The organism is Microbacterium sp. (assembly GCF_031178445.1).
Classification (GTDB): Bacteria; Actinomycetota; Actinomycetes; order Actinomycetales; family Microbacteriaceae; genus Microbacterium.
In genome coordinates this window covers 20,432-46,849 of record NZ_JAPSIY010000007.1, presented here as the reverse complement: position 1 = coordinate 46,849, position 26,418 = coordinate 20,432, and the positions used below count along the sequence as shown (strand labels likewise).

Here is a 26,418-nt window from a genome sequence, read left to right as displayed (position 1 = left end):
TGTGCGCCGAGGCGCGCCATCTCCTCGGCGCGCGGAGGTGGGAGGGTCGGTGGATCAGCGGCGGACGGCGGTCAGGGAGGCGTGCGGGCGGGTGCTGGGCTCGTCGGGAGTGCGATCGCGACGCTCGACGGCGGCGACGGTGAAGCCCGCGTCGGCGAGCAGGGGTGCCAGGGCATCCAGAGTCCAGAAGTACGCGGTCGTGACGGCGTGAGCGAAGGGCTCGCGCGCCGGGCCGTCGAAGTACCCGAACAGGATGCTGCCGCCGGGCGCGAGCACGCGCGCGAACTCCGCGAGAACCGACGGGACGTCGTCCGGCGGTGTGTGGATCAGCGAGTACCAGGCGAGGATGCCGCCGAGCGAGCCGTCGGGCAGCGGAAGCTCCGCGAAACTGCCGTGCACGAACTCGAGATGCGAATGCTGCGTCCTCGCGTGCGCCACGAACCGCTGCGACAGGTCGACGCCGAGCACGTCATGCCCCCGGTCGTGCAGGAAGCGCGTCCACAGGCCGGGCCCGCAGCCGGCATCCAGCATCCGTCCCGCTGCGGCATCGGCCCACGCGCCGATCTCCTCGCGGTCCTGCGCCGCCAGTCGATCCACTTCGCCGAGGAGCGCGATGTACTCCGCGGCCCGCGCGTCGTACGCGTGCGCGACACCGGCCTCCGTCATCGCGCGGCCAGCGCCGCCTGATAGAGGTCGCGGGAGCTGAGGCCGGTGGCAGCGGCGACCTCGGCGCAGGCCTCCTTCAGCCGGGCGCCGGATGCCACGAGCGTCTGCACCTGCGCCAGGGCGTCCTCCGCCGAGACCTCCACGGGCGGCGCGCCCTCTACGACGATGACGATCTCGCCCTTCACTCCCGCCGCGGCCCATTCCTCCAGCTCGGAGGCGGTTCCCCGACGCACCTCCTCGTAGAGCTTGGTGAGCTCGCGGCACACGGCGATGCGGCGGCGGTCGCCGAACGCCGAGCCGAGATCTGCCAACGACGCGGCCAGCCGCGACGGGGATTCGAAGAAGACCATGGTGCGCGATTCGGACGCGAGCAGACCCAGTGTCTGCCTGCGCTCCCCGGGCTTGCGCGGAAGGAACCCCTCGAAGGTGAACCGGTCGGTGGGCAGGCCCGAGATCGCGAGCGCCATCAGCACGGCGCTGGGGCCGGGGATCGCGGTGACCGTCACCCCGCGCTCCACCGCCGCGGCCACCAGCCCGTATCCCGGATCGCTCACCGCAGGCATCCCGGCGTCGCTCACCACGACGATGTCGTGCTCTTCGGCGAGCTCGGCGAGCTCGCCGGCCTTCTGCTTCTCGTTGTGGTCGTGCAGTGCGATGAGCCGCGGCCGGTTCTCGATCTGCAGCGCCTGCAGGAGCCGCTGCGTCGTCCGGGTGTCCTCCGCGGCCACGATCTCAGCGTTCTCGAGAACCTCGACCAGGCGGCGTGACGCGTCGCCGAGATTGCCGATCGGGGTCGCCGCGAGGATGATCATCCGCCCAGCTTAGGTCTCCCGGGCATCCCCGCCAGGAGCCCATAGGCTGATCGGGTGACCTCTCCCGCCCCGCTGCTGCCGCCGCTCGACGCGCGGCGCACCTGGCTCGAGAGGGCACGCGCGCGAGCCGCGGCCGACCCGGTGCTGCACCGGATGCTCGGCTGGCTCGCACCGGCAGTGGTGACGCTGCTCGCTGCCGTGCTGCGGCTGACGAACCTCGGGCATCCGCACGAGATCATGTTCGACGAGACGTACTACGTGAAGGACGCCTGGTCGCTGTGGTCGCTCGGCTACGAGGCGAAATGGGGGGATGACGCCGACGCGCAGCTGCCGCAAGGCGACACCTCCGCCCTGCAGACGGCGGGCTCGTTCGTCGTGCATCCTCCGCTCGGCAAGTGGATCATCGCGCTCGGCATGGCGATCGCGGGCCCGGGATCGAGTTTCGGCTGGCGGTTCACCACCGCCCTGCTGGGCACGCTGACCGTGCTGCTGGTGTACCTGATCGCGCTGCGGCTGACCGGCTCACGCGGTTACGCCACGATCGCCGGCGGGCTGCTGGCCATCGACGGACTCGGCATCGTGATGAGCCGGATCGCACTGCTGGATGGCATCCTGACGTTCTTCCTGCTGCTCGGATTCCTGTTCGTGCTGATCGATCGCGAGCGCACCATACCGCTGCTCGAGACGGCGCGTGCCGGGGAGGTCGATCCGCTCGCGGGCCCGGTGCTGTGGGCGCGACCGTGGCTGATCGCCGCAGGCGTCGCGCTCGGCGCAGCATCCGCCGTGAAATGGTCCGGCCTCTACGCGCTGGCCGTTCTCGGTGTGTACGCGGTCGTGACGGATGCGCTGGCACGACGCCGCGCCGGCATCGTGCTGTGGCCGACGGATGCCGCCTTCCGCCAGGGTCCGGTCTCCTTCCTGCTGCTGGTGGGCCCGGCGCTGCTCACGTACCTGGCCAGCTGGACCGGCTGGCTGGCGACCTCAGGAGGCTACGACCGGGGCTCCGACGCCAACCCCCTGGCGGCGCTGTGGAACTACCACGAGGCGATGTTCGGCTTCCACGTCGGCCTGGTCAGCGGGCACCCGTACGCCAGCCCCGCCTGGCAGTGGCCATTGCTGCTGCGCCCCACTGCGATCTGGGTGGCCGACGACCCGGCGCCGTGCGGCACCGGCCATTGCATCGCCGTGACCTCGTCGGTGCCGAATCCGCTGATCTGGTACGGCGGCGTGGCTGCGGTCGTCTTCCTTCTCTACCTGTTCGTCCGGGGCCTGATCGACCGCGCCCCCGCCTCCCCGGCGGTCACCTACCCGCTCGTCGGACTGCTCGCCACCTACGTTCCGTGGCTGCTGATCCCCCAGCGCACGATCTTCCAGTTCTACACAGTCGTGATGGCGCCGTTCCTGATCCTCGCACTGGTCGTCGCGCTGCGCGCGATCGCCGGCGCGGCCGACGACGCGCTGTGCCGCCGGCAGGCGGGCCAGCGCACCGTGGTGGTGTTCCTCGTGTTCGTCGTCGGCGTCTCTGCGTTCTACTACCCCGTGTGGACGGGCTGGAGCGTGCCCTACCCGTTCTGGCTCATCCACAACTGGATGCCCGGCTGGATCTGAGCCCGCCGGGAGCGCTCAGCGCGGGGCGTGAAGGTCAGTGCTGGGTACCGGGAACCTTCTGGTGGCCTTCGTCGAAGCTCGGCTGCTTGCCCAGCAGTCGGCTGATGCCGAGCACGACCCCGACGATGATGAGTCCCGCGATCAGGCCGGCGACGGCCGAGACCGCCGTGTCGCCCACCCAGACGACCACTCCGCCCAGCGGCTCGAGCAGGTGTTCGACGCCGTGCAGCAGATCCGAGAGGACATGCCAGCCGATCTCTCCGAGGTTCACGATCACCAGGTGACCGCCGACCCACAGCATCGCCACGGTGCCGATCACGCTGATCACCCGGAACACGGCGGGCATGGAGCGCACGATGCGCGTACCCGTGTGCCGGACCCGGCGCACCGGGCTCTTCGCCATGCCGAGACCGATGTCGTCGATCTTCACCAGCAGCGCCACGGCGCCGTAGACGACGCCGGTCATCACCACGGCGATCACGGCGAGCACGAGCAGTGTCTGCCAGATGCCCATCCCCGCTTCGAGATTCGCGAGCGAGATGAGCATGATCTCCGTCGACAGGATGAGATCGGTGCGGATGGCACCCCACACCAATCTGTTCTCGTTGCGCTCGCCCTCATCAGCGTGGCCGTGGCCGAATCCGAACCACTCCAATACCTTCTCGGCGCCCTCGAAGCAGAGGTATCCGCCGCCGAGGATCAGCAGGTACGGCAGCACCCACGGGGCGAACGCCGTCAGCAGCAGGGCGATCGGGATGATGATGACGAACTTGTTGGCGATCGAGCCGAGTGCGATCTTGGCGACCACAGGCAGTTCCCGCGCCGGAGTCAGCCCCTGTACGTACTGCGGGGTGACGGCCGCATCGTCGATGACGACGCCCGCCGCCTTCGCGGAGGCCTTCATGGCGGCGCTGAGGATGTCGTCTACGACGGCCAGCAGACCAACAGACATGCGGTTTCCTCCCTCGCGCGATCGGCAACCGCGCTCCGGGGGACAACGCTACTAGGCGCGCGGGTCGATCGGCTCCTTCAGCACACCAGGTCGCGACACCCCGCGGGTGAGCCGGGCGCCGATGAGCAGCGCTGCGGTGAGCCCGAGCGTCAGCAGCAGCTGCGTGCGCGCGGTTGCATCGGTCATCGCCAGGGCGATCACGCCGGCCAGCAGCGCCAGGCAGAGCCATGACAGCCAGGGGAAGCCCCACATGCGCATCGGCAGGGTCGTGCCGTCGCGGTCGGCCCGGCGACGCAGGATGATCTGTGCGATCGCGGTGGACGTCCAGATGACGAGCACCGTAGAACCGACGACGTTGAGCAGCGCGCCCAGCACCACTCCGGGGAAGGCCCAGTTCAGCCCGACGGTCACGAACCCGAACGCCACCGACGCGAGCACCGCGACATAGGGCACGCCCTTCTCGCTGGTGCGGATGGACGCGGTGGGAGCGAGACCGCGCTCGCCCAGCGAGTAGGCCATGCGCGAGGCGCCGTAGATGTTGGCGTTCATCGCCGAGAGCAGAGCGATGACGACGATGAGCGACATCACGAGGTCGACGCCTGGCACGCGCAGCGTGGCGAGGACGGCCGAGAACGGTCCCTCGGTCACCGCCGCGTCGTTCCAGGGCAGCACCGCCACGATGACGAAGATCGAGCCCAGGTAGAACACCAGGATGCGCACCATCACCTCGCGCACGATCCGGCGGATGTTGTGCGACGGATCGTCGGATTCCGCAGCGGCGATGGCTACGACCTCGGTGCCGCCGAACGCGAACACGACGGCGAGGAGCGCTGCGGCGACTCCCGTGACGCCGTGCGGGGCGAATCCGCCGTGCGCGACGAGGTTGCCGATGCCGGTCGCCGGCACACCGGGGATCAGTCCGACGATGGCGCAGACGCCCACCACGAGGAACGCGACGATGGCGAACACCTTGATCGCGGCGAACCAGAACTCGAACCGACCGTAGTTGCGCACGCCGAAAAGGTTCACGGCGGTGAGCGCGACGACGAAGATCAGCACCCAGGCCCAGGCCGGGATGCCGGGGACCCATCCCTCGATGATGCCAGCGGCCCCTGTCGCCTCCGCGGCGATCACGACGACCAGCTGAATCCAGTACAGCCAGCCGACGGCGCTGCCGGCGCTTCGGCCCATCGCGCGCTGGGCATACGAGCTGAACGCGCCGGAGCTGGGCCGCGCGGCGACCATCTCGGCGAGCATGGTCATGACCAGGATGACGATGGTGCCTGCCACGAGGTACGACACGAGCACGGCGGGGCCCGCGATGCTGATCGCCTGTCCGGAGCCGACGAAGAGTCCGGCGCCGATCGCGCCGCCGAGGCCCATCATCGAGATCTGCCGGCGAGTGAGCCCCTGATGCAGGCCCCTCGTCGTCGTGGTGATCGTCGGCACTTCGGTCATCGAGCGGACCTCCTCGTCCGGATTGCGGCGGGATGCTGCGCCGAAGGCTGCCAGCACCGATGCGAAACACTAGATGGCCGAACTGCCCGATGCAATGTGGTGCGGGGTGATCGTGCACCTTGCGCAGCCCGGCACCTCAAAGGCTGGCATCACCAACCACTCTGCTCAGCGCGAGCGCGAGATCGCCTCCGGGTCAGCGGTCGGCAGCCGGCACACGAAATCGCGGCAGTCGTACGCAAGGTCGGACGACGCACCCTTTCCCTCGAACAGTGAGAAGCCCGCGTCGGCGAACGCCTGCGCCCGCTCCGGGCTCAGCACGGCCACGACGTCGGCATCGACCCGGCGCGCGGCAAGTGCGAGCGGCCCGTCGTGCCGCTTCACCACGGCGACGACCTGCCGCGGCGGCCGCGCCAGACCCGCCGCCACCCTCAGCAGTGAGCCGTGGGCGAGGGGATGCTGCGCCGCGCGCGCCGTGACGTCGGACACCAGGGTCTCGGCGCGCGAGCGGTGCTCCTCTCCTGCCCCCAGCAGCCACGCTGTGAGGTGGGCGGAGGCCAGCGCGGCCGGGCCGGAGGGCAGGTCGCCGTCTCCGTCGTCACCGGCCGGCACGATGCCCTGCGCCGACAGCACGGGGTCGGCGATGACCGGAGCGCCGAGCACCTCGATCGCATGCACGGCCCAGGCGACATCGCCCGCGGCGAGCGCCAGCGCGAACAGGCCCTCGGCGAGCAGGCCGACGTCCCCCGCGGTCGCCACCGCCGCAGCGGCGACGCCGTCGAGCGACGATCGGACGAGCTCCCCGCGCGGGCCCCGGTTGACCGACAGCACGTGTCCGGCCGCGGTGGCCGCGCCCTCCACCCAGCCTGACTCGCCGAGCACCGCCCCTGCGCGTGCGAGCGCGCCGATCGCCAGCCCGTTCCAGCCGGTCAGCACCTTACCGTCCACTGCGGGCGGCTCGAGTGCGCGGCGTTCCGCGGGCGGGCGCCGGTAGTAGCCGCCCTCGCTGCGCTCCCCGTCGATCCACGACTCGGAGTCCTGCGCGGCGCCGAACGCTCCGCCCTCGCGGCGCAGCACGCTGAGGAGGAATCCCGCAATGCCTCGCGCCACCTCCTCTCGCCCGGCGTCCAGCGCCACCTCGAGGAGCTGCGCATTGTCGGTGAGCATCCGCTCGTAGTGCGGAACGGTCCAGTCGCGCTGGGTGGCGTAGCGGAAGAAGCCGCCGTCGACGGCGTCCCTCAGCTCTGACGCGGCCATCGCGTCGAGAGCCCGGGTGGCGGCATCCGCCTCACCAGCGAGCGGATGCTGCAGGAACCGCAGCGTCGTGGCCATGGGGAACTTCGGCGCTCCTCCGAAGCCTCCGAACAGCCGGTCCTCGCGCTCCACGATCCTCTCCGCCGCCGTGCGCAGAGCCGCCGGATCCGGCAGGCGGCCAGGAGCGGAACGGGCGGCCTGCCGCAAGGCGTCCGAGACGGCGTCGGCCGACTCCAGTACAGCCGCCCGCCGCTCGGTCCACGCCTCACCGACGGCAGCGAGCACCTCGCGGAAGCCTGGCATGCCACCCCGTGCCTCCGGCGGCCAGTACGTCCCGGCGTAGAACGCGCTTCCCCCGGGCGTGGTGAAGACAGTGAGCGGCCAGCCGAGGTTCTGCGTGAACGCCGAGGCTGCGGCCATGAACGCGGCATCGACGTCGGGATGCTCCTCACGGTCGACCTTGACCGCGACGAAGCCCTCGTTCATCCGCCGTGCGGTCTCCGCGTCGGCGAACGACTCACGCGCCATGACGTGACACCAGTGGCAGGTCGAGTACCCGATGGAGATGAGCAGCGGCACATCGCGCTTCCGCGCCTCGTCGAACGCGGCCTGTCCCCACGGCTGCCAGTCCACCGGATTGTCGGCGTGGGCGCGCAGGTAGGGACTGAGGGTGTCCGCGAGCCGGTTGGTCATGTCTCCACGCTACGCCGCTGTCCCCCGCACCGGGCGGCCTCGTCGCGCCATCCATCGTCGAGGCCCCCTACGCGCCGAGACCCCCGGCTGCGCACGCGGCACCACGGGGTGCCGGCGGCAGCTGGCGGTCTCGGCAGCGAGCGGCGGCTCAGTTCATGTCGTTGGGGTGCGTGCCCACACGCCCCGAGCCGTCGAGCGGGTCGAGGGCGTCGATCGCGGCCATCTGGGCGTCGCTGAGCTCGAAGCCGAAGACGTCGATGTTCTCGCGCATGCGCTCGGGGCGCACCGACTTCGGGAACACGATGAAGCCCTTCTGCAGGTGCCAGCGCAGCACGACCTGGGCGGGTGTCTTGCCGGTCTCGGATGCGGCCGATGCGACGGCCTCGGTGCCGAACAGGTCGTACTTGCCCTGGCCGAGCGGGCCCCACGACTCGATGAGCACGCCGTGCTCAGCGCCCCATGCGGTGATGTCGCGCTGCTGGTAGGCGGGGTGCAGCTCGATCTGGTTGACGGCGGGCGTGACGCCCGTCTCGGCGACGATGCGCTCGAGGTGCGGCACGAGGTGGTTCGACACGCCGATCGACCGGCTGAGACCGCGCTCGCGGATGCCGATCATCTTCTCCCACGCGTGGGCATAGTTGTCCTTCGCAGGCGTCGGCCAGTGCACGAGGTAAAGGTCGACCGCGTCGAGCCCGAGCTTGGAGAGGCTCTCCTCGATGGCCTTGTCGGGCTCGTCTGCGTCGTGGCGGTCGTTCCACAGCTTGGTCGTGATGTAGAGCTCGTCGCGAGCGATGCCGCTCTTGGCGATCGCTGCGCCGACACCCTCTTCGTTGCCGTAGATCGCCGCGGTGTCGATGTGGCGGTAGCCGGCTTCGAGCGCCTCGCTGACCGCGCGCTCAGCCTCGTCGGCCGGCACGAGGAAGACGCCGAACCCGAGCTGGGGGATGCTGTTTCCGTCGTTGAGTTCCAGAGTGGGGATCGTCATGCCCCCAGCGTACGGCTTGTGATGACAGGTACGCTCCGCGGGCGCCAGTGCCGTCGGAGCACGGAATACGATGGAGGGCTATGTCCTCGCCCGTGATCTCCTATCCGCCCGAGCTGCCGGTCAGCGCCGCCCGCGGCGAGATCGCCGACGCGATCCGCGACCACCAGGTCGTGATCGTCGCCGGCGCCACGGGATCGGGCAAGACCACTCAGCTGCCCAAGATCTGCCTCGAACTCGGCCGCGAGCGCATCGCTCACACGCAGCCGCGCCGACTTGCGGCACGCACCATCGCCGAGCGCGTCGCCGAGGAACTGCACGTCGCACTGGGCGGGCTGGTCGGCTACAAGGTGCGCTTCACCGACCAGGTGTCGGACGCCACCCGCATCGCACTGATGACCGACGGCATCCTGCTGAACGAGATCCACCGTGACAGGCTGCTGCGCCGTTACGACACGATCATCATCGACGAGGCGCACGAGCGCTCGCTCAACGTCGATTTCCTGCTCGGTTACCTGCGCCGCATCCTGCCCGAGCGCCCCGATCTGAAGGTGATCATCACCTCGGCGACCATCGATCCCGAGAGCTTCGCCGCGCACTTCGCCGACGCGTCGGGCGAACCCGCGCCGATCGTCGAGGTCTCCGGTCGCACCTACCCGGTCGAGATCCGCTACCGGCCGCTGATGGATGAGACGACGGAAGACGCCGCCGCCGAGCCGGAGGACGAGGTCTCGGCGATCGTCACCGCGCTGCGCGAACTCGACAGGGAGGCCCCTGGCGATGTTCTGGTGTTCCTGCCGGGCGAAGCGGAGATCCGCGATGCGGCCGATGCGGTGCGCGCCGCCTATCGTTCGTCGACCGCGCCTGTGGAGGTGCTGCCGTTGTACGGCCGGCTGTCCGCCGCCGAGCAGCACCGCGTGTTCGAGCGATCCACCGTGGCAGGACTGCGACGCCGCGTCGTGCTCGCGACGAACGTCGCCGAGACGAGCTTGACGGTGCCCGGCATCAAGTACGTGATCGACACCGGAACCGCCCGCATCTCCCGGTACAGCGCGCGGTCGAAGGTGCAGCGGCTTCCCATCGAGGCCGTTTCGCAGGCTTCGGCGAACCAGCGCTCGGGCCGTGCCGGTCGCACCAGCGACGGCATCGCGATCCGTCTGTACGGCGAAGACGACTTCGACAAGCGCCCCGAGTTCACCGAGCCCGAGATCCTGCGCACCTCCCTCGCCTCGGTCGTGCTGCAGATGCTGTCTCTCGGCTTCGGCGACATCGCCGAGTTCCCCTTCCTCACCCCTCCCGACTCGCGAGGGGTCAAGGCCGCCCTCGAGCTGCTCACCGAGATCGGAGCGGTCGACCTGGCTCGCGGCGCGCAGCCCCGGCTGACCCGCATCGGCCGCGAGATCTCGCGCATGCCGATGGACCCGCGATTCGCGCGGATGCTCGTCGAGGCCACCCGCACGGGCCCCGGCGTCCTCGCCGCCGTGATGCCGATCGTGGCCGGCCTGTCCATCCAGGACGTCCGCGAGCGCCCCTCGGCGGACGCCCCCCAGTCGGTGCGGGACGAAGCGGAGCGCATGCACGCGCGTTTCACCGACCCGACCAGCGACTTCCTGAGCCTGCTGAAGCTGTGGAACCACCTGCGCCAGCAACAGGCCGAATTGGGTTCCAGCGTGTTCCGGCGCATGTGCCGCAGCGAGCACCTCAACTACGTGCGCGTGCGCGAATGGTTCGACGTGCACCGGCAGCTGCGCACACTGGTCAAGTCGCCGAAGACGCCGTCTGCGACGGCATCCGATCCGGATGCGATCCACCGGGCGATCCTCGCCGGCCTGCTCTCGCAGATCGGTGTTCTCGACGAGCGCACCGCCGCCAAGGGCGCGAACAAGACGCCGTCGAAGGAGCAGAAGCGGAGGGTCACGGAGTACCGCGGGGCGCGCGGCATCCGCTTCTCCATCTTCCCCGGGTCGGGGCTGCGCAAGAAGTCACCGCAGGCGGTCATGGCCGCCGAGATCGTGGAGACCTCGCGCACCTTCGCGCGCACGGTCGCCGCCATCGATCCCGCCTGGGCGGAGGCTCTCGCCGGCGACCTTGCCAAGCGGCAGGTCACCGAGCCGCACTGGTCGAAGGACGCGGGTGCGGCGGTCGCCTACGAGAAGGTCACGCTGTTCGGGGTGGAGATCATCCCGAGGCGGCGTGTGCAGTTCGCCCGCATCGACCGCCCCGGCGCCCGCGAACTGTTCGTCAGGCACGCGCTCGTCGACGGCGAGTGGGATCCGTCGCGGATCGACAGGCGGGTCGGCGCCTTCTGGCGCGCGAACGCCGAGCTGCGCCGGCGCCTGGAGAAGCTCGAGGAACGCGAGCGACGACGCGACATCCTCGCCGGCGACGAGGCCGTCTTCGCGTTCTACGATCAGCGCATCCCGCACGAGGTGTTCGACGTGCGCTCCTTCGAGACCTGGTGGCGTGAAGCGCTGCAGCAGACGCCGAAGCTGCTGGTGATGCGCGAGAGCGACCTCGTCGACGAGGAGGAGAGGGCCGATCGGGCCGAGTTCCCGACCCGCTGGGCGCAGGCCGACCAGGTGCTCGGGCTGGCCTACCGGTTCGAGCCCGGCGCGCCCGACGACGGCGTGAGCGCGGTCATCCCTCTCGCACTGCTGCAGCAGGTCCGCGACGCGGGCTTCGACTGGCAGGTGCCGGGGCTGCGGGCCGAGCTGATCACGGCGCTGCTGCGCGCCCTGCCGAAGGCGATCCGCCGACATGTCGTCCCCGCAGCGGACTGGGCTGAGAAGTTCGGCGAGCAGCTCGCCGAGGAGGGGCCTGAGCATCACGCCGGCCTACCGCAGCGCTCGCTGAAGGAGGCGCTCGCGAAGCTGATCCAGCCGCTGGCCAATCAGCCGGTGACAGCCGCCGACTTCGATGACGAGCGCGTGCCAGGGCATCTGCGGATGAACTTCCGCGCGGTCGACGAGCGCGGCAGGGTCGCCGGTTCGGATCGCGACCTCGCCGCCCTGCAGGATTCGCTGTCGGACCGCTCCCGCGCGAGCGTCGCGCGTTCCATCGCGCGCCCCGAGCGCAACGCCGGAACGCGTCGCCCTGAAGCCACCGCTGTGGCCGCGGCGAGCGCGCGAGGCCCCATCGAACGCGACGATCTCACGGACTGGACCTTCGGCGATCTGCCCGAGGTCCTCGACACCAGGGTCGCAGGCGGCGTCGTGCGCGGCTACCCCGCGATCGTCGACCGCGGCAGGACGGTCTCGGTGCGGCTGGAGGCGACTGCCGACGCCGCGGCATCCGCGACGCGCGACGGCGTGCTGCGCCTCGTGCTGCTGAACGTCCCCTCCCCCGCGTCGTACGTGCAGAGCCATCTGACCGCTCCCGAGAAGCTGGCGTTGGCCGCCTCCCCGTACCAGAACGTGGCGGCGCTCATCGAGGACGCCCGCACGGCCGTCGTCCGGCAGATGATGGACGAGACGACCGACGGGGCGATCGTTCACACCGAGGCGGAGTTCCGGCGCGTGCGGGATGCCGTGAACGCCGGCCTCGTCGACCGCCTGTTCGCTTGCGTCTCGCTGGTGTCACGCATCCTGGCGAAGAGTCGCGATGTCGAGCGCGGCCTCAAGTCGCAGAACTCCCTCGCCCTGCTCGGCCCGCTCAACGACATCCGTTCGCAGCTCGCCGGGCTCATCCGGCCGGGGTTCATCTCGGCGACCGGGGTGGATCGGCTGGCGCATCTCCCGCGGTATCTCGACGGCATGCTCGAACGCCTGAACACGCTCGCGAACGACCCTGGCAAGGACCGCTCGCGCATGACGGAGTACGAGCGGATGGCGAAGGCGTACGAGGACGCGGGCGGCAGCATCCCGCTCCCGGCTGACGCATCGCCCGCGCTCGTCGAGGCGCGTTGGCTGCTCGAGGAGTACCGCATCAGCGTGTTCGCGCAGCGTCTGGGCACTGCGCAGCCGGTGTCCCCCCAGCGCATCCAGAAGGTGCTCGCCGAACTGCGCTGAGCCGCTCACCCGGCGCCGTACGCGGCTCCCCTCCGGCCCGGGTTAGCCTGGGGTCATGGCTCGCGCGATCGTCCACACGGAACTCGGATCCCCTGACGTCCTGCATCTCGTCGAGGTGCCGGACCCGGTCGCCGGTCCCGGCGAAGTCGTCGTACGCATCGAGGCGGCCGGTGTGAATCCGATCGACGTCAAGCAGCGTGCCGGCATCCGCCCGCTCCCGCCCATCGTCGAGCCCCGCCATGTCGGCTTCGACGGAGCTGGCGTCATCACCTCGCTCGGTGACGGCGTCACAGGGTTCGGCGTCGGCGACCGGGTGGCGATCCACGACACCCGCGGCACGTACGCGACGTCGCTCGCGGTGCCTGTGCGCAACATCGCCCGGATGCTCGACGGCGTGACCTCCGCCGAGGGCGCCGCGATCGGCATCCCTGCCGGGACCGCCTACCAGTGCCTGCGCTCGCTCGGGGTGCGCAAGGGGGACGTGCTGCTGGTACACGCCGGATCGGGTTCGGTCGGGCAGGCCGCCGTGCAGTTCGCCGCGCTCTGGGGCGCCACCGTCATCGCCACCGCGAGTCCCGCGCGGCACGACCAGGTCCGTGCGCTCGGCGCCATCCCGATCGCCTACGGCGACGGTCTGCTGGAGCGGGTGCGCGAGGCCGCGCCGGACGGTGTCACCGTGGCGCTCGACTGTGCGGGCACCGACGAGGCGATCGAGGTCTCCAAGGCGCTCGTCGCCGACCGCGACCGGATCGCGACGATCGTGCGCGGACCGGATGCGGCCGAGCTGGGCATCCGCGCCTTCTCGGGCGGGAACCCGGTGCCGCTCACCGAGGAGGAGCTCGGCTGGCGGCGCGAAGCCGTCGGGGTGACCATCAACCTCATTGAGGCTGGCGACTTCCAGATCGAGCTCGGCCCCGAGCTGCCGCTCGCCGAGGCTGCGCGCGCCCATCAGCTGATCGAGCAGCACGCCGCCGACGGGAAGATCGTCCTGATCCCCTGAGCCCCGGGACCGGACCGCCCTGCGGCTCGGGGGACGCAACAGTTCGACACATCCCGGCATCCTCCCGGCGCGCGCCGGAAGATGGGTCGATGACCTCCCGACTCGTGCCAGAGGCGCCCGCTGCCGGTTTCGCGACGAACCAGGTTCAGCACGGCTTCACCCCCGGCGCCGCCCACCGCACCGCCGTGCCCGCGATCCACCAGACCGCCGCCTACGAGTTCGCCAGCCTGGCCGAGGCAGCCGACCTGTTCGCGCTCCGCAAGCCGGGCATCATCTACAGCCGCAATGCGAGCCCCACCCAGACGATCCTCGAAGAGCGTGTCGCCGCGCTCGAAGGCGGCGCCTCGGCGGTGGCCGTGGCCTCGGGCCAGGCCGCGGTCGCCGTCACGATCCTCGCCCTTGCCGGGCGCGGCGGGCACGTCGTCGCCGCGAACCAGCTCTACGGCGGCACCGTGGACCTGCTGCAGGACACTCTCGACGACTTCGGCATCTCGGTGACGTTCGTCGACCAGGACGACGCCGACGCCTGGCGCGCCGCGATCACCCCGCAGACCCGGCTGCTTTTCGCAGAGTCGGTGGCCAACCCCATCGCCCAGGTCCTCGACATCCGTCTCGTCGCTGACATCGCCCACGAGGCGGGCGTGCCGCTGGTCATCGACAACACGGTGGGCACCCCCTACCTGGTGCGCCCCGGTGAGCACGGCGCCGACTTCGTCGTGCACTCGGCCACGAAGTTCCTCGCCGGGCACGGGACCTCGCTCGGCGGCGTGGTGATCGATCAGGGCAGTTTCGACTTCGGTGCGGAGCCGGAGCGGTGGCCGCAGTTCACCCGGCCATTCCCGCGCTTCGGCGACCTCGTGCTCTGGGAGCGCTTCGGCATCGGGCTGGCGTTCGCCGTGCTGGTGAAGTCGAAGTACGTCCACGATCTGGGCCCCTCGCTGTCGCCGTTCAACGCGTGGCAGATCCTGCAGGGCATCGAGACGCTCGATCTGCGCGTCGGCAGGCAGAGCGCGAGCGCCCTCACCATCGCGCGCCACCTCGCGCAGCATCCGGCCGTCGCGCAGGTGCATCATCCCGGTCTCACCGGCAACCAGTGGCATGAGCTGGCGCAGCGGTACCTGCCTCGCGGTGTGCCGTCGGTGTTCTCGTTCGACATCGCGCAGGACGACGCGGATGCCGCAGACGACATCGGCAGGGTCGCACAGGTGATCGACGGCCTGGAGGTGTTCCGCCTGGTCGCGAACATCGGAGACGCGCGCAGCATCGTCGCCCATCCGGCATCCATGACCCACTCGCACCTGAGCTCCGGCCAGCTGTCCGCCGCCGGCATCTCGCCGAGCACCATCCGCGTGTCGGTCGGTCTCGAGGACCCCGCCGACCTGATCGCCGACCTCGACCGCGCACTGGCGCCGCTCATCCCGACGCGGAGCGCGGCTGATCGCGAGGACGTCCGCCACTACGCTTGATCACCATGACCGGTCTTCGTTGGGGCATCCTCGCCACGGGCGGCATCGCCACCGCATTCGCATCCGACCTGCGCACTGCAGGGCTCGACCTCGTCGCCGTGGGCTCGCGATCGCAGCAGTCGGCCGACGCGTTCGCTGCGCGCTTCGACATCCCGAGAGCGCACGCCTCGTACGAGTCCCTCGCCGCAGACCCCGACGTCGACATCATCTACGTCTCGACCCCGCACCCGATGCACCACGAGAACGCCAGGCTGGCCCTCGAGCACGGCAAGCACGTGCTGGTCGAGAAGGCGTTCACCATCAACCGCGCGCAGGCGGGGGATCTGCAGCGGCTGGCCGCCGAGAAGGGTCTGCTGGTCATGGAGGCCATGTGGACGCGGTACCTGCCGCACATGGTGCGCCTGCGCGAGATCATCGAGGAGGGCACGCTGGGCGAGATCCGTGCCGTCATGGCCGATCACACGCAGAGCCTGCCCACCGATCCCGCGCACCGGCTGAACGCGATGGAGCTGGGCGGCGGGGCGCTGCTCGACCTCGCCATCTACCCCATCTCGTTCGCGTGGAACGTCCTCGGAGAACCGACGGGCATCCAAGCGTCGGCCCGCCTCATCGAGACCGGCGCCGACGCCGAGGTCGCCACGGTGATGACCCACGCGGGCGGCGCGATCTCCACGACCCTGTCGTCCTCGCGTGCCGCCGGTCCGAACACCGCGTACGTGATCGGGACGAAGGCGAGGGTCGAGATCGACCGGGTCTGGTACAGCCCGACGTCGTTCCGCGTCGTCGGTCCGGACGGCACGGTCATCGAGGAGTACCGATCCGAAGTGCCTGGGCGCGGGATGCAGTATCAGGCGTTCGCCGCCGAGGGAGCGGTCGAGCGCGGCGACGTCAGCGGCGAACTGCTTCCACTGCCGGTCGCCGAGAGCGTCGGCATCATGGGAACCCTCGACGAGATCCGCCGCCAGATCGGCGTCACGTACCCCGGTGAGGAGTGACCCGATGGTCGACATCGTGAATCCGCGCGTCGCCGTCTACCTCGACTTCGACAACATCGTCATCTCCTGGTACGACCGGGTGCACGGCCGCAACGCCTACGGCAAGGACAGGCAGCGCATCACCGACGATCCGAACGACACCGAGGTCGCCGAACGCCTGAAGCAGGCGATGATCGAGGTCGGCGCGATCATCGACTACGCCTCGTCGTTCGGCACGCTCGTGCTCACCCGCGCGTACGCGGACTGGTCGTCGCCGGTCAACGCCGAGTACCGCACCCAGCTGGTCGCCCGAGCGGTCGACCTGGTGCAGCTCTTCCCGGCGGCGGCATATGCCAAGAACGGCGCAGACATCCGGCTCGCGGTCGACGCCGTCGAGGACATGTTCCGCCTCCCCGACCTCACGCACGTGGTGATCGTCGCGGGCGACAGCGACTACGTGCCGTTGGCTCAGCGCTGCAAGCGGCTGGGGCGCTACGTGATCGGCGTCGGTGTCGCGGGTTCCACGGCGAAGTCCCTCGCCGCCGCCTGCGACGAATTCGAGTCGTACGACTCGCTTCCCGGAGTGGCGCGTCCCGCGAAGCCGGAGGCGTCCTCCGCGAAGGAGAAGCCCTCGGCCAAGAGCGCTGCCGCGACCCGCAAGGCGAAGGCGGCTGCGAAGGTCGACGACCAGGGCGAGGCGACCAGGCTGCTCGAGCGGGCGCTGCGGCTTGGGCACGACAAGGCGGATGCCGACGAATGGCTGCACAGCTCCGCGGTCAAGACCCAGATGCGCCGGATGGATCCGTCGTTCAGCGAGAAGGCGCTCGGCTACCGGTCGTTCTCGGAGTTCCTCAAGTCGCGCGACGACCTGGCCGAGCTCGAGGAGACCGGGCACGAGCGGCTGATCCGGCTGCGCGAGAGCTCGTCCTGACGGTGCGGAACGGTCGCGCTTCGCACGGCGCACCGCGAAAGTAAGCCCCCCTTCCAAAACGCGCACCGCGTTGTTAGGCTCGGCCCCGTTGCCCGATGAGGGGTGACTTCGGACGAATCTCGATGAGGCGGTGCGTCATGCAGAACTCTCCTATCCGACGTCGTCTGGCGGTGGCGACGGCGCTGGCCCTGGCGATCGGTGCGAGCCCGATGATGGCCGCGGCGGCGGAACCTGCCGCCGCGCGGCACGCCGATCAGCGCGGACCGAACGGCTCGGCGGAGCAGTACGCCGACCGGATGCTGGAGTCGATGACCCTCGAGCAGAAGGTCGGGCAGATGTTCATCCTGTTCGCCTACGGCCCCACTGCCGAGGGCGAGGACGCCCGCAACACGGCGCTGTACGGCGAGGCGAGCGCTGCCGACATCATCGAGGAGTACGAGCCGGGCGGATTCATCCTCTTCTCCGCGCGCGACAACGTCACCGATCCCGTGCAGGTCGCGACGCTCTCGAACGGCCTGCAGGAGGCCGCCGAGGATGCCGGGGCCGGCATCCCCCTGCTCATCAGCACCGACCAGGAGCAGGGACTGGTGACCAGGATCGGGTCGCCGGCGACGCTGTTCCCCGGCAACATGGCACTCGGCGCGGGCAGGAGCGAGAAGGACACGCGCAAGGCGGCCGCGATCACCGGCGAGGAGCTGCTCGCAATGGGCATCCAGCAGAACAACGCCCCCGACGCCGACGTCAACGTCAATCCGGACAACCCGGTGATCGGAGTGCGCAGCTTCTCCTCCGACCCCGATCTGGTGTCGAGGCTCACGGCTGCCACCGTGCGCGGCTACCAGGACGACGCGGGCATCATCGCGACGGCCAAGCACTTCCCCGGTCACGGCGACACCGCCACCGACTCCCACACCGGCCTGCCCGTCATCACGCACACGCTCGAGGAGTGGCAGCAGATCGACGCTCCGCCGTTCCAGGCGGCGATCGACGCTGGAGTCGCCTCGATCATGACCGCGCACATCGTCGTACCGGCGCTGGACGACAGCGGCGATCCTGCGACCCTGTCGAAGAAGATCGTCACCGGTCAGTTGCGAGAAGCTCTCGGCTTCGAGGGCGTGATCGTCACGGACGGCCTCGAGATGGCAGGCGTGCGGCAGCAGTACGGCGATGGCGAGGTGGCCGTCCGCGCCATCGAGGCGGGTGTCGACCAGTTGCTGCTGCCGGCCGCGCCGCAGGTGGCGTACGCCGCGATCGACGAGGCACTGGAGTCGGGGCGGCTGACCGAGGACCGCATCGACGAATCGGTGCGCCGCATCCTGATCATGAAGCACGAGCAGGGCGTGACGCAGGAGGCGATGGTCGATGTGGACCGGGTGATGAAGACCGTCGGTAAGCGCTCGCACCTGCGCGCCGCCGAGAAGATCACCGACGCCACGACCACGGTGGTGCGCAACGACGACGACGCCCTGCCGGTCGCCGTCGACGGGAAGTCGGTGCTGGTCACCGGCTACGGCGTGGCAACGGGTCAGACGCTCGCCGGCGAGCTCACCGCGCGGGGCGCCGAGGCGACGGCGTTCGCGACCGGCACGGCACCGACAGCGGCGCAGATCGATCAGGCCGTCGCCGCTGCGCAGAACAGCGACGTCACGGTCGTGCTGACGAACAACGTCTCCGCCACCAGCTCGCAGAGGCAGCTGGTCGCCGCACTGGATGCGACCGACACGCACCTGATCGTCGTAGCGGTGCGCAACCCGTACGACATCAACCGCCTGGGTGACGTGGACGGCTTCGTAGCCACCTACTCGTACGCCGCTCCTGCGCTCGCCTCCCTCGCCAGGGTCATCACCGGTGAGATCAGCCCGAGCGGCACGCTGCCCGTCGACATCCGTTCCACGGAGAACCCCGACGAGATCCTCTACCCGATCGGACATGGGCTGAGCTGGTGACGCTCGGCGCCGTGGAAGGAGAATGAGATGACCCTCAGCAGGCGTGGAGTGTTCCGGGCGGCCGGTGTGGCGGCGGCGACAGCCGCCGGCATCGGCGTCGCGGGCGAGGCCGCCGCGGCGAGCGCGAGCACGGTCGCCGCGAACGGTCACGGCCGCCGGCTGCGCACCGGCGCCGATGTGGCAGCGGCGGAGCGGTGGCGGCTGTTCTCGGGGCGCAAGGTCGGGGTGATCACCAACCCGACCGGCGTGCTCGAGGATTTCACGAGCATCGTCGACGCCATGGTCGCCGCGGGCGTGGACGTCGGGGCCGTCTTCGGTCCTGAGCACGGATTCCGTGGCACCGCCCAGGCGGGCGAGGCCGAGGAGACCTTCGTCGACCCGCGCACCGGCGTGACCGTTTACGACGCGTACGGCGCGACGGTCGCGAAACTGTCGGGCTTCTTCACCGAATCCGGTGTGGACACGGTCGTGTTCGACATCCGCGATGTCGGCGTGCGCTTCTACACCTATATCTGGACGATGTGGACCGCGATGCAGGCGGCGGCGAGCGCGGGCGACCTCCGCTTCGTGGTGCTCGACCGCCCGAATCCGCTGGGCGGCAGAGCTCGCGGGCCTGTGCTGCAGCAGGGTTTCACCTCGGGCGTCGGTCTGCTGGAGATCTCACAGCAGCACGGCATGACGGTCGGCGAGCTGGCTCTGTTCTTCAACGCGACGTTCATGGAGCGCGCGGGCCAGCAGAAGCTGTCCGACCTTCAGGTCGTGAAGGCGGAGGGCTGGCGGCGGCAGATGGTCGGGCCGGATCAGGCAGACCGGTGGATCCCCCCGTCGCCCAACATGCCCACTCCCCAGACGGCGACGCTGTATCCGGGAACGGGAATGGTCGAGGCGACGGACTGGTCGGAGGGCCGCGGCACCACCCGCCCGTTCGAGCTGATCGGCGCACCCTACCTCGACCATCGCTGGGCGGCGGCGCTGAACGAGAAGCGGCTGGCAGGAGTCGAGTTCCGCGAAGCGTACTTCACCCCGACCTTCTCGAAGAACGCAGGTCAGGTGTGCGCCGGCGTGCAGATCCACATCATGGATGCCGAGAAGGTCGACGCGATCGAGGTCGCCACGCACATGCTGGTCGAGGCCCGCAGACTCTACGACGACTTCGCCTGGCGCGGTGACGGGGGACGATGGATCGGCCTTCTCACCGGTTCCGGCCGTTTCCAGCAGCAGCTGGAGGCGGGCGCCTCGGCCGATGAGATCATCGCCGCCTGGCAGCCCGAGCTGAAGCAGTTCGTCGACGACACCCGTCCCTATCTGCTCTACGGGGGTCCCCGCCTGTAGTCGGCGAGCGCACGCCCCGCGGATAGGATCGGGGCATGCCCGACACCGCTCCGTCCCCGTATCTCCGGGCGCTGGGTACGGGGCGCGCAGGCCTGCATCCGAATCTGTCGACCTATTTCGAGGCGGTCCCGCCTGGTGGCATCGGCATCGGCGAGGGCGTGTTCCAGCGGGCAGGAACCCGGCGGCGCTGGCTGTGGCCGGTGTACCGGATGCTGCAGGCGCGCGGGGCGGTGCTGGCCGGATGGCATGAGGACGTGCCCTTCACCGTGCGCAACCGCACCGTCGACGGCAGTGCCGTCGCCCGGCGCACCTTCCACCTTCCCGAGGGCGACTGGGTGATGAGGGATGTCGTGAGCGCGCGCGCGAACGGCACGGTCGTCGATCAGCTCGGTGAGCCGCAGATGGTGGCTGCGGCGTTCCGGGTGAGGGTCGAGGCCGGCGCCCTCCTCCTGCGCAGCACCGCCGTCGGCATCCGCGTCGGCCGCCTGCGGATCCGGATGCCGAAGGCGATCTCCCCGGTCATCCGGCTGCGTGAGAGCTTCGACGACGCGACCCGGCGTCAGCGAGTGGAGCTGAGCGTCGACGTGCCCCTGCTGGGCCGGGTGTACGAGTACGACGGCACGTTCGCATACCGCGTCGAACAGAGCGCAGACGGCACCGGAGAGAGCGTATGAGCAGAGTCGTGATCGGAGGCTCGACCGGCTTCATCGGCCGACATCTGCAGGGCACGTACCGCGCGCGGGGCAGGGAGGTCGTGACGATCTCGCGCTCCGGCGCCGATCTGAGCTGGCGCGATCAGGCCGGCATCGACGCCGCCGTGAACGGTGCGGCGCTGGTCGTCGGATTCGCGGGCAAGAGCGTCAATTGCCGCTACACGGCCCGCAATCGCGACGAGATCCTCCGCTCCCGCCTGGAGACGACCGCGTCACTCGCCGGTGCGATCGGCCGAGCCTCGTCTCCGCCGCCGCTGTGGGTGAACTCCTCGACCGCGACCATCTACCGGCATGCCGAGGACCGTCCGATGACCGAAGCGGACGGCGAACTCGGCACGGGGTTCTCCGTCGAGGTCGCGAAGGCTTGGGAGCGCGCCCTGTTCGAGAACGAGCTGGCGTTCACCCGCCGGGTGGCGCTTCGCACGGCGATCGTACTCGGCGACGGCGGAGTGCTGGGACCTGTGCGCACCCTCGCCCGACTCGGCCTGGGCGGCGCGCAGCTCGACGGATGGTGGCCCGTCTCCCGGCGTCGCATCGCCGCCGGGACGGCGCATGCTCCCGGGGCCTCCGGCGGGCGCCAGCGGTTCAGCTGGATCCACGTCGACGACGTCGTGGGCATCATCGACTTCCTCGAGACGCATCCCGAGCTCGACGGTGCGGTGAACGCGGCGACGCCGAACCCGAGCGACAACCGCACGTTCATGGCGACGGTCCGTCGCGTGCTGGGCGTGCGGGTCGGACCTCCGGTGCCGAGATGGATGCTGGAGCTGGGCGCGATCGGCATGCGCACCGAGACGGAGCTCATCCTGAAGAGCAGGTGGGCGCTGCCCGGGAAGCTGATCGACGCCGGCTACGAGTTCCGTCACCCCGAGCTGGAGGAGGCGGTGCGGGGTTCGTTCACGGCGCTCGAGAGCGCCTGACCTACTCCGCGTGGGTTCCGGAGTCGGTCGCCTCGCCTCGATCGCGTTTGCGCTTCTCGATCTCCTGACGCAGCCGCCATTCCTCGATCTCCCGGTCGAGATCGGCGATCTGCTCCTCGGTGGTGCGAGTGTCCACGCGAGCCGGCGGCGCGGCGGGCTGCGATGACGGCGCCGTGCGCTGACGGGGTTCGCGTCCCAGCTGGATGCCGTTCTCGGGGTATTCCCGCCCGATAGCGAACCACAGCACGCTGCCCACGAGAGGCAGCAGCACCACCAGCAGCAGCCAGACGAACTTCGGCATGTGCTTCACCTGAGAGTCGTCGCGTCGGATGATGTCGACGAGCGAGAACACCATCAGCACCAGGACGATCAGCGAGAACAGGAACGGCATGGTCTCAGGGTAGACGACGCCGCGCGCGGCGCGAGGGGTTGCGGCGCGGGAACGACTCACGCGTCGCCGGACGCGACGGGGCGGCCGGGCGTGTTCGACCAGGCGCTCCACGATCCCGGGTACACCGTGACATCCCGCCCGACGAGCGCGCCGGCGAGCGCGAGCTGCGCAGCCGTGATCCCCGACCCGCAATAGGCGGCGACAGCGACCCCCTCTCCGGCACCGACGTCGGCGAACGCGGCGGCGATCTCGGTGGCAGGCCGGAAGCGACCGTCATCCGTGAGCAGCCGCCCGATCGGCAGGTTCCGCGCACCGGGGATGTGTCCGGCCACGGGGTCGAACGGCTCGGTCTCGCCGCGATACCGCTCCGCCGCGCGCACGTCGAGCAGCACGCCTTTATCCGGCCAGGCAGCCGCGCCATATGTGTCGATCGTTCCCCGCTCGCCCGGTGATCCCAGTGCGATGTCTCCCGGTTCCGGCACGACATCGTCCGTCTGGACTGCGCCGCCGGCGGCCTGCCACGCCGGCCAACCGCCGTCGAGTACGCGCACGTCGGCGAGTCCGGCACGGCGCAGCGCCCACCAGGCACGGGATGCCGCGAGCATCCGGTGGTCATCGTAGACCACGACCGGCACACCGCCGCGGATGCCCCAGCGGCGGGCGGCGGTCGCCAGGTCAGCATCGGCCGGCAGCGGGTGCCGGCCCTCAGCAGGCTCGCCGTGACGCGACAGCTCGTTCTCGACGTCGACGAACACAGCACCGGGGATGTGCCCGGCCAGGTACTGCTCGCGGCCGTCGTCCCGGCCGAGCTCCCAGCGCGCATCGAGCACGCGCACCTCGTCGAGCCGGTCGCGCAGCTCGGCGACCGAGATCAGCGGGTTCGCTCCCCCATCTGCTCTCCCGTCCCGCGCGCTCACGGAACGATGTGCCCTGCTGCGCGAAACAACTCGTACCACTCCGAGCGGGTGAGCACGACGTCGGCGCCCTTCGCCGCATCCGCCACGCGCTGCGGGGTCGTCGTGCCGAGCACCACCTGCATCTGCGCGGGGTGCCGGGTGATCCAGGCGGTGGCGATGGCGATCGGCTCCACGCCGTACGCTGCCGCGAGCCGGTCGGTCACCGCGTTGAGTTCCGCATAGTCGGGGTGCCCGAGGAAGACGCCGTCGAAGAAGCGAGCCTGGAACGGCGACCAGGCCTGGATGGTGATGCCGTTGATGCGGCAGTACTCCACGATTCCACCGCCGTCGCGCTGCACGCTCTGCTCGGCACCGGCCATGTTCGCGGCGACGCCCTGCGCGATGATCGGCGCGTGCGTGATCGACAGCTGCAGCTGGTTGGCGACGAGCGGCTGCACCACGGCGGTGCGCAGCAGGTCGATCTGCCGCGGGGTGTGATTGGAGACGCCGAAGGCGCGCACCTTGCCGGATGCGGAGAGCTCGTCGAATGCGCGCGCGACCTCCTCGGGTTCGACGAGCGCGTCGGGGCGGTGCAGCAGCAGCACGTCGATGTACTCCGTCCGCAGCGCCCTGAGCGACCCCTCGACCTGCGTCACGATGTGCTCGTACGAGAAGTCGAACATCTGCGCCGACGGCACGATGCCGCACTTGGTCTGCAGCACGATCTCGGCCCTTTCGGCGGCACTGAGCTGCAGGGCTGAGGCGAACCGGTCCTCGCAGACGTGCATCGCACCGCCGTAGATGTCGGCGTGGTCGAAGAAGTCGATGCCGGCGGCGCGCGCGGTGTCGTACAGCTCGCGCACCTCGGCATCCGTCTTGTCGGGAATGCGCATCATCCCTGCGATCACCGCGGGGGCGCCTTCTGCACCGAAGGGCACTGTCTTCATGAATCCTCCTGGATGTCCGAGCCCACGCTACCGGGCTGGTTGAATGACTGCATGGCCTTCCTCATCGCACCGTCCGCCGTCACGCTCAGCGGGCGGCTCGTGGAGCTCCGCCCTCTGAGCCGGCAGCATCGCGACGGCCTGATCGAAGCCGTCGAAGAGGGCGACCTGCACAGGAATGCCTGGTACACCTCGGTGCCGTCGCCCGAGGGCATGGCGGATGAGATCGAGCGCAGGCTCGCACTGCTCGAGAAGGGCGAGATGGTGCCGTTCACAGCCGTGGACGTCACCGGCCGCATCCTCGGGATGACGAGTCTGTACGACTTCGGGCCTGAGGTGCCGCGACTGCACATCGGCTACACCTGGAACCGGCCTTCCGCGCACGGCACGGGCACGAATCCCGAGTCGAAGCTGCTGCTCATGACGCATGCCTTCGAAACGCTGGGCGCTTTCCGGGTCGGCTTCACCACCCAGTGGGTGAACTTCCAGTCCCGCTCCGCCATCGAGCGCCTCGGGGCCAAGCAGGACGGCGTGATGCGAGCGATGAGCCGCTACCGCAACGGCGCTCTGCGAGACAGCGTCGAGTACTCGGTGATCGAACCGGAATGGCCGGCGGTCAAGGCGAATCTCGAGATGCGACTCACGAAACGCTCCTGAGCACCCACCGCGCTAACGTGGGGGCATGACCGCTCCGATCGATGCGACGACCACCCCCGCCTGGGCCGAGCTCACCGCGCTGCGCGAGACTTTCACCCCCGATCTGCGCGGCTGGTTCGCGGCCGAGGCCGGCCGCGTCGAGCGCTTGAGCCTTCCGCTCGCCGACCTGCACGTCGACCTGTCGAAGAACCTCGTCACCGACGAGATCCTCGCAGCGCTCGTCCGGCTCGCAGAGCAGACCGGCGTCGCCGAGCGCTACGCCGCCATGCTCGAGGGCGCTCACATCAACACCACCGAGGATCGCGCCGTGCTGCACACCGCGCTGCGCCGCCCGGCGGACGCCTCCCCCGGGCTGGTCGTCGACGGGCAGGACGTGGATGCCGATGTGCAGTCGGTTCTCGACGCGCTGTCGGCGTTCGCCGACCGCGTGCGCTCGGGTGACTGGCTGGGCGTCACCGGCAGGAAGGTCACGCACGTCGTGAACATCGGCATCGGCGGGTCCGACCTCGGACCGGTGATGGTCTACGAGGCGCTCAAGCCCTATGCGGATGCCGGGGTGGAAGCCCGCTTCGTGTCGAACATCGACCCCACCGATCTCGCGCAGACGACTGCCGATCTCGACCCGGAGACGACGCTGTTCGTCGTCGCCTCGAAGACCTTCACCACCCTGGAGACGCTGACCAACGCGCGCCTGGCACGGGACTGGCTGTGGGCGGGGCTCACCGCATCCGGCGCGATCGGCGACGACGACGCCAGCCGCACGGGTGCCGTGGCACACCACTTCGTCGCGGTCTCCACGGCCCTGGACAAGGTCGAGCAGTTCGGCATCGATCCTCAGAACGCCTTCGGCTTCTGGGACTGGGTGGGCGGTCGCTATTCCGTCGACTCGGCAATCGGCCTCTCTCTCGCGATCGTGTTCGGCCCCTCGCGGTTCCGTGAGCTCCTCGCGGGCTTCCACGCCGTCGACGAGCACGTTCGCCTGACGCCTCTGGCGCAGAACGTCCCCGTGCTGATGGGTCTGCTGAACGTCTGGTACGTGAACTTCCTCGGCGCGCAGTCGCACGCAGTGCTGCCCTACGCGCAACAGCTCAGCCGCTTCGCCGCCTACCTCCAGCAGCTCACCATGGAATCCAACGGCAAATCGGTCCGGTGGGACGGCTCCCCCGTGACGACCGACACCGGCGAGGTGTTCTGGGGCGAACCGGGCACCAACGGCCAGCACGCGTTCTACCAGCTCATCCATCAGGGCACACGGCTCATCCCCGCCGACTTCATCGCCTTCGTGAACCCCGCGTATCCGCTGCGCGACGACGGCCGAGACGTCCACGGCCTGTTCCTGGCGAACTTCCTGGCACAGACCAAGGCGCTGGCGTTCGGCAAGACTGCGGACGAGGTCGAGGCGGAGGGCACCACCGGCGCCCTCATCGCAGCGCGCACGTTCAGCGGCAATCGACCGACCACGTCGATCTTCGCGCCCGCGCTCACCCCCGCCGTACTGGGCCAGCTGATCGCCCTGTACGAGCACATCACGTTCACGCAGGGCGTGGTCTGGGGCATCAACTCCTTCGACCAGTGGGGTGTCGAGCTCGGTAAGCAGCTCGCCCTGCAGATCGCGCCCGCGATCGAGGGCGACGAGGATGCCGTGGCTGCGCAGGATGCTTCCACGAAGGCGCTGCTGGCTTACTATCACGCGAACCGCCAGGGCTGACGTGCCCATCCCCGGGGCTGCGACGGCAGCGGCCGAGCGGTGGGCTCGGCGCCGCGGACTCTGATCGCTCGCGGGTAGCGCATCCTTCCGGCGCGCGGAACCCCCTCCGGC

21 protein-coding genes are annotated in these 26,418 nt (G+C 70.0%); 12 read left to right on the top strand and 9 right to left on the bottom strand.

What is annotated here, in order from left to right; translation table 11 throughout:
• Positions 1-54: 54 nt before the first annotated feature.
• Together RIN43_RS11085 and rsmI are read right to left on the bottom strand one after the other, a co-directional pair.
• On the bottom strand, positions 55-666 hold the full coding sequence (locus RIN43_RS11085; RefSeq protein WP_309128984.1) for a class I SAM-dependent methyltransferase: 612 nt from the start codon (positions 664-666) through the stop codon (positions 55-57).
• Entirely contained in the window at positions 663-1,478 is an 816-nt protein-coding gene (gene rsmI / locus RIN43_RS11080; protein ID WP_309128983.1) for a 16S rRNA (cytidine(1402)-2'-O)-methyltransferase, read from the bottom strand. Before rsmI ends, RIN43_RS11085 begins: the two co-directional genes overlap by 4 nt.
• A gap of 54 nt (positions 1,479-1,532) precedes the next feature.
• On the opposite strand from rsmI, the gene RIN43_RS11075 reads away from it, so the two are divergent.
• A complete protein-coding gene (locus tag RIN43_RS11075; RefSeq protein WP_309128982.1) occupies positions 1,533-3,086 on the top strand; it encodes a phospholipid carrier-dependent glycosyltransferase in 1,554 nt (517 codons plus the stop codon).
• Positions 3,087-3,120: 34 nt separating this feature from the next.
• Here RIN43_RS11075 and RIN43_RS11070 read toward each other — a convergent pair whose 3' ends face one another.
• The 4 genes from RIN43_RS11070 to RIN43_RS11055 all read right to left on the bottom strand — a co-directional run bounded on the left by RIN43_RS11070 (position 3,121) and on the right by RIN43_RS11055 (position 8,425).
• Positions 3,121-4,038 (bottom strand): DUF808 domain-containing protein, encoded by a 918-nt coding sequence (locus RIN43_RS11070; protein WP_309128981.1) that lies wholly within the window; start codon positions 4,036-4,038, stop codon positions 3,121-3,123.
• Positions 4,039-4,089: 51 nt separating this feature from the next.
• Positions 4,090-5,496 (bottom strand): amino acid permease, encoded by a 1,407-nt coding sequence (locus RIN43_RS11065; protein WP_309128980.1) that lies wholly within the window; start codon positions 5,494-5,496, stop codon positions 4,090-4,092.
• 165 nt (positions 5,497-5,661) lie between these two features.
• Positions 5,662-7,440: a DUF255 domain-containing protein gene (locus RIN43_RS11060; RefSeq protein ID WP_309128979.1), complete on the bottom strand. Its 1,779-nt coding sequence runs from the start codon at positions 7,438-7,440 to the stop codon at positions 5,662-5,664.
• 148 nt (positions 7,441-7,588) lie between these two features.
• Positions 7,589-8,425: an aldo/keto reductase gene (locus tag RIN43_RS11055; RefSeq protein ID WP_309128978.1), complete on the bottom strand. Its 837-nt coding sequence runs from the start codon at positions 8,423-8,425 to the stop codon at positions 7,589-7,591.
• A gap of 80 nt (positions 8,426-8,505) precedes the next feature.
• Between RIN43_RS11055 and hrpA the strand changes: the two genes are divergently transcribed.
• From hrpA to RIN43_RS11010, 9 genes are all read left to right on the top strand, one after another.
• Complete coding sequence (gene hrpA, locus RIN43_RS11050) at positions 8,506-12,429, top strand: ATP-dependent RNA helicase HrpA (protein WP_375163740.1); 3,924 nt, start codon at positions 8,506-8,508, stop codon at positions 12,427-12,429.
• Between the two features lie 55 nt (positions 12,430-12,484).
• A complete protein-coding gene (locus RIN43_RS11045) occupies positions 12,485-13,429 on the top strand; it encodes an NADP-dependent oxidoreductase (protein ID WP_309128977.1) in 945 nt (314 codons plus the stop codon).
• An 89-nt stretch (positions 13,430-13,518) separates the two neighbouring features.
• Positions 13,519-14,895, top strand: a complete 1,377-nt coding sequence (locus RIN43_RS11040; protein WP_309128976.1) for an aminotransferase class I/II-fold pyridoxal phosphate-dependent enzyme — start codon at positions 13,519-13,521, stop codon at positions 14,893-14,895.
• A 5-nt stretch (positions 14,896-14,900) separates the two neighbouring features.
• Positions 14,901-15,890, top strand: a complete 990-nt coding sequence (locus RIN43_RS11035; protein ID WP_309128975.1) for a Gfo/Idh/MocA family oxidoreductase — start codon at positions 14,901-14,903, stop codon at positions 15,888-15,890.
• Positions 15,891-15,894: 4 nt separating this feature from the next.
• Positions 15,895-16,800 carry an NYN domain-containing protein gene (locus tag RIN43_RS11030; protein WP_309128974.1) on the top strand — a complete coding sequence of 302 codons (906 nt, stop codon included), beginning with the start codon at positions 15,895-15,897 and terminating at the stop codon, positions 16,798-16,800.
• 137 nt (positions 16,801-16,937) lie between these two features.
• Positions 16,938-18,746 (top strand): glycoside hydrolase family 3 protein, encoded by a 1,809-nt coding sequence (locus RIN43_RS11025; RefSeq protein ID WP_309128973.1) that lies wholly within the window; start codon positions 16,938-16,940, stop codon positions 18,744-18,746.
• A 27-nt stretch (positions 18,747-18,773) separates the two neighbouring features.
• Positions 18,774-20,078, top strand: a complete 1,305-nt coding sequence (locus RIN43_RS11020; RefSeq protein WP_309128972.1) for a DUF1343 domain-containing protein — start codon at positions 18,774-18,776, stop codon at positions 20,076-20,078.
• A gap of 35 nt (positions 20,079-20,113) precedes the next feature.
• On the top strand, positions 20,114-20,752 hold the full coding sequence (locus RIN43_RS11015) for a DUF4166 domain-containing protein (RefSeq protein ID WP_309128971.1): 639 nt from the start codon (positions 20,114-20,116) through the stop codon (positions 20,750-20,752).
• Positions 20,749-21,711, top strand: coding sequence for a DUF1731 domain-containing protein (locus tag RIN43_RS11010; RefSeq protein WP_309128970.1), 963 nt, complete (start codon positions 20,749-20,751; stop codon positions 21,709-21,711). The genes RIN43_RS11015 and RIN43_RS11010 overlap by 4 nt, the downstream gene beginning before the upstream one ends.
• A gap of 1 nt (position 21,712) precedes the next feature.
• Here the strand turns inward: RIN43_RS11010 and RIN43_RS11005 are convergent, their stop codons facing one another.
• The 3 genes from RIN43_RS11005 to RIN43_RS10995 are packed head-to-tail and all read right to left on the bottom strand — an operon-like array spanning position 21,713 to position 23,945.
• Positions 21,713-22,102, bottom strand: a complete 390-nt coding sequence (locus tag RIN43_RS11005) for a PLDc N-terminal domain-containing protein (protein WP_309128969.1) — start codon at positions 22,100-22,102, stop codon at positions 21,713-21,715.
• A 56-nt stretch (positions 22,103-22,158) separates the two neighbouring features.
• Positions 22,159-23,019 carry a sulfurtransferase gene (locus tag RIN43_RS11000; protein WP_309128968.1) on the bottom strand — a complete coding sequence of 287 codons (861 nt, stop codon included), beginning with the start codon at positions 23,017-23,019 and terminating at the stop codon, positions 22,159-22,161.
• A complete protein-coding gene (locus tag RIN43_RS10995; RefSeq protein WP_309128967.1) occupies positions 23,016-23,945 on the bottom strand; it encodes an aldo/keto reductase in 930 nt (309 codons plus the stop codon). Before RIN43_RS10995 ends, RIN43_RS11000 begins: the two co-directional genes overlap by 4 nt.
• A gap of 51 nt (positions 23,946-23,996) precedes the next feature.
• Here RIN43_RS10995 and RIN43_RS10990 point away from each other — a divergent pair, with 51 nt between their 5' ends.
• Both RIN43_RS10990 and pgi read left to right on the top strand, forming a co-directional pair.
• Complete coding sequence (locus RIN43_RS10990) at positions 23,997-24,599, top strand: GNAT family N-acetyltransferase (RefSeq protein WP_309128966.1); 603 nt, start codon at positions 23,997-23,999, stop codon at positions 24,597-24,599.
• Between the two features lie 25 nt (positions 24,600-24,624).
• Positions 24,625-26,307, top strand: coding sequence for a glucose-6-phosphate isomerase (gene pgi, locus RIN43_RS10985; RefSeq protein WP_309128965.1), 1,683 nt, complete (start codon positions 24,625-24,627; stop codon positions 26,305-26,307).
• Positions 26,308-26,418 lie beyond the last annotated feature (111 nt).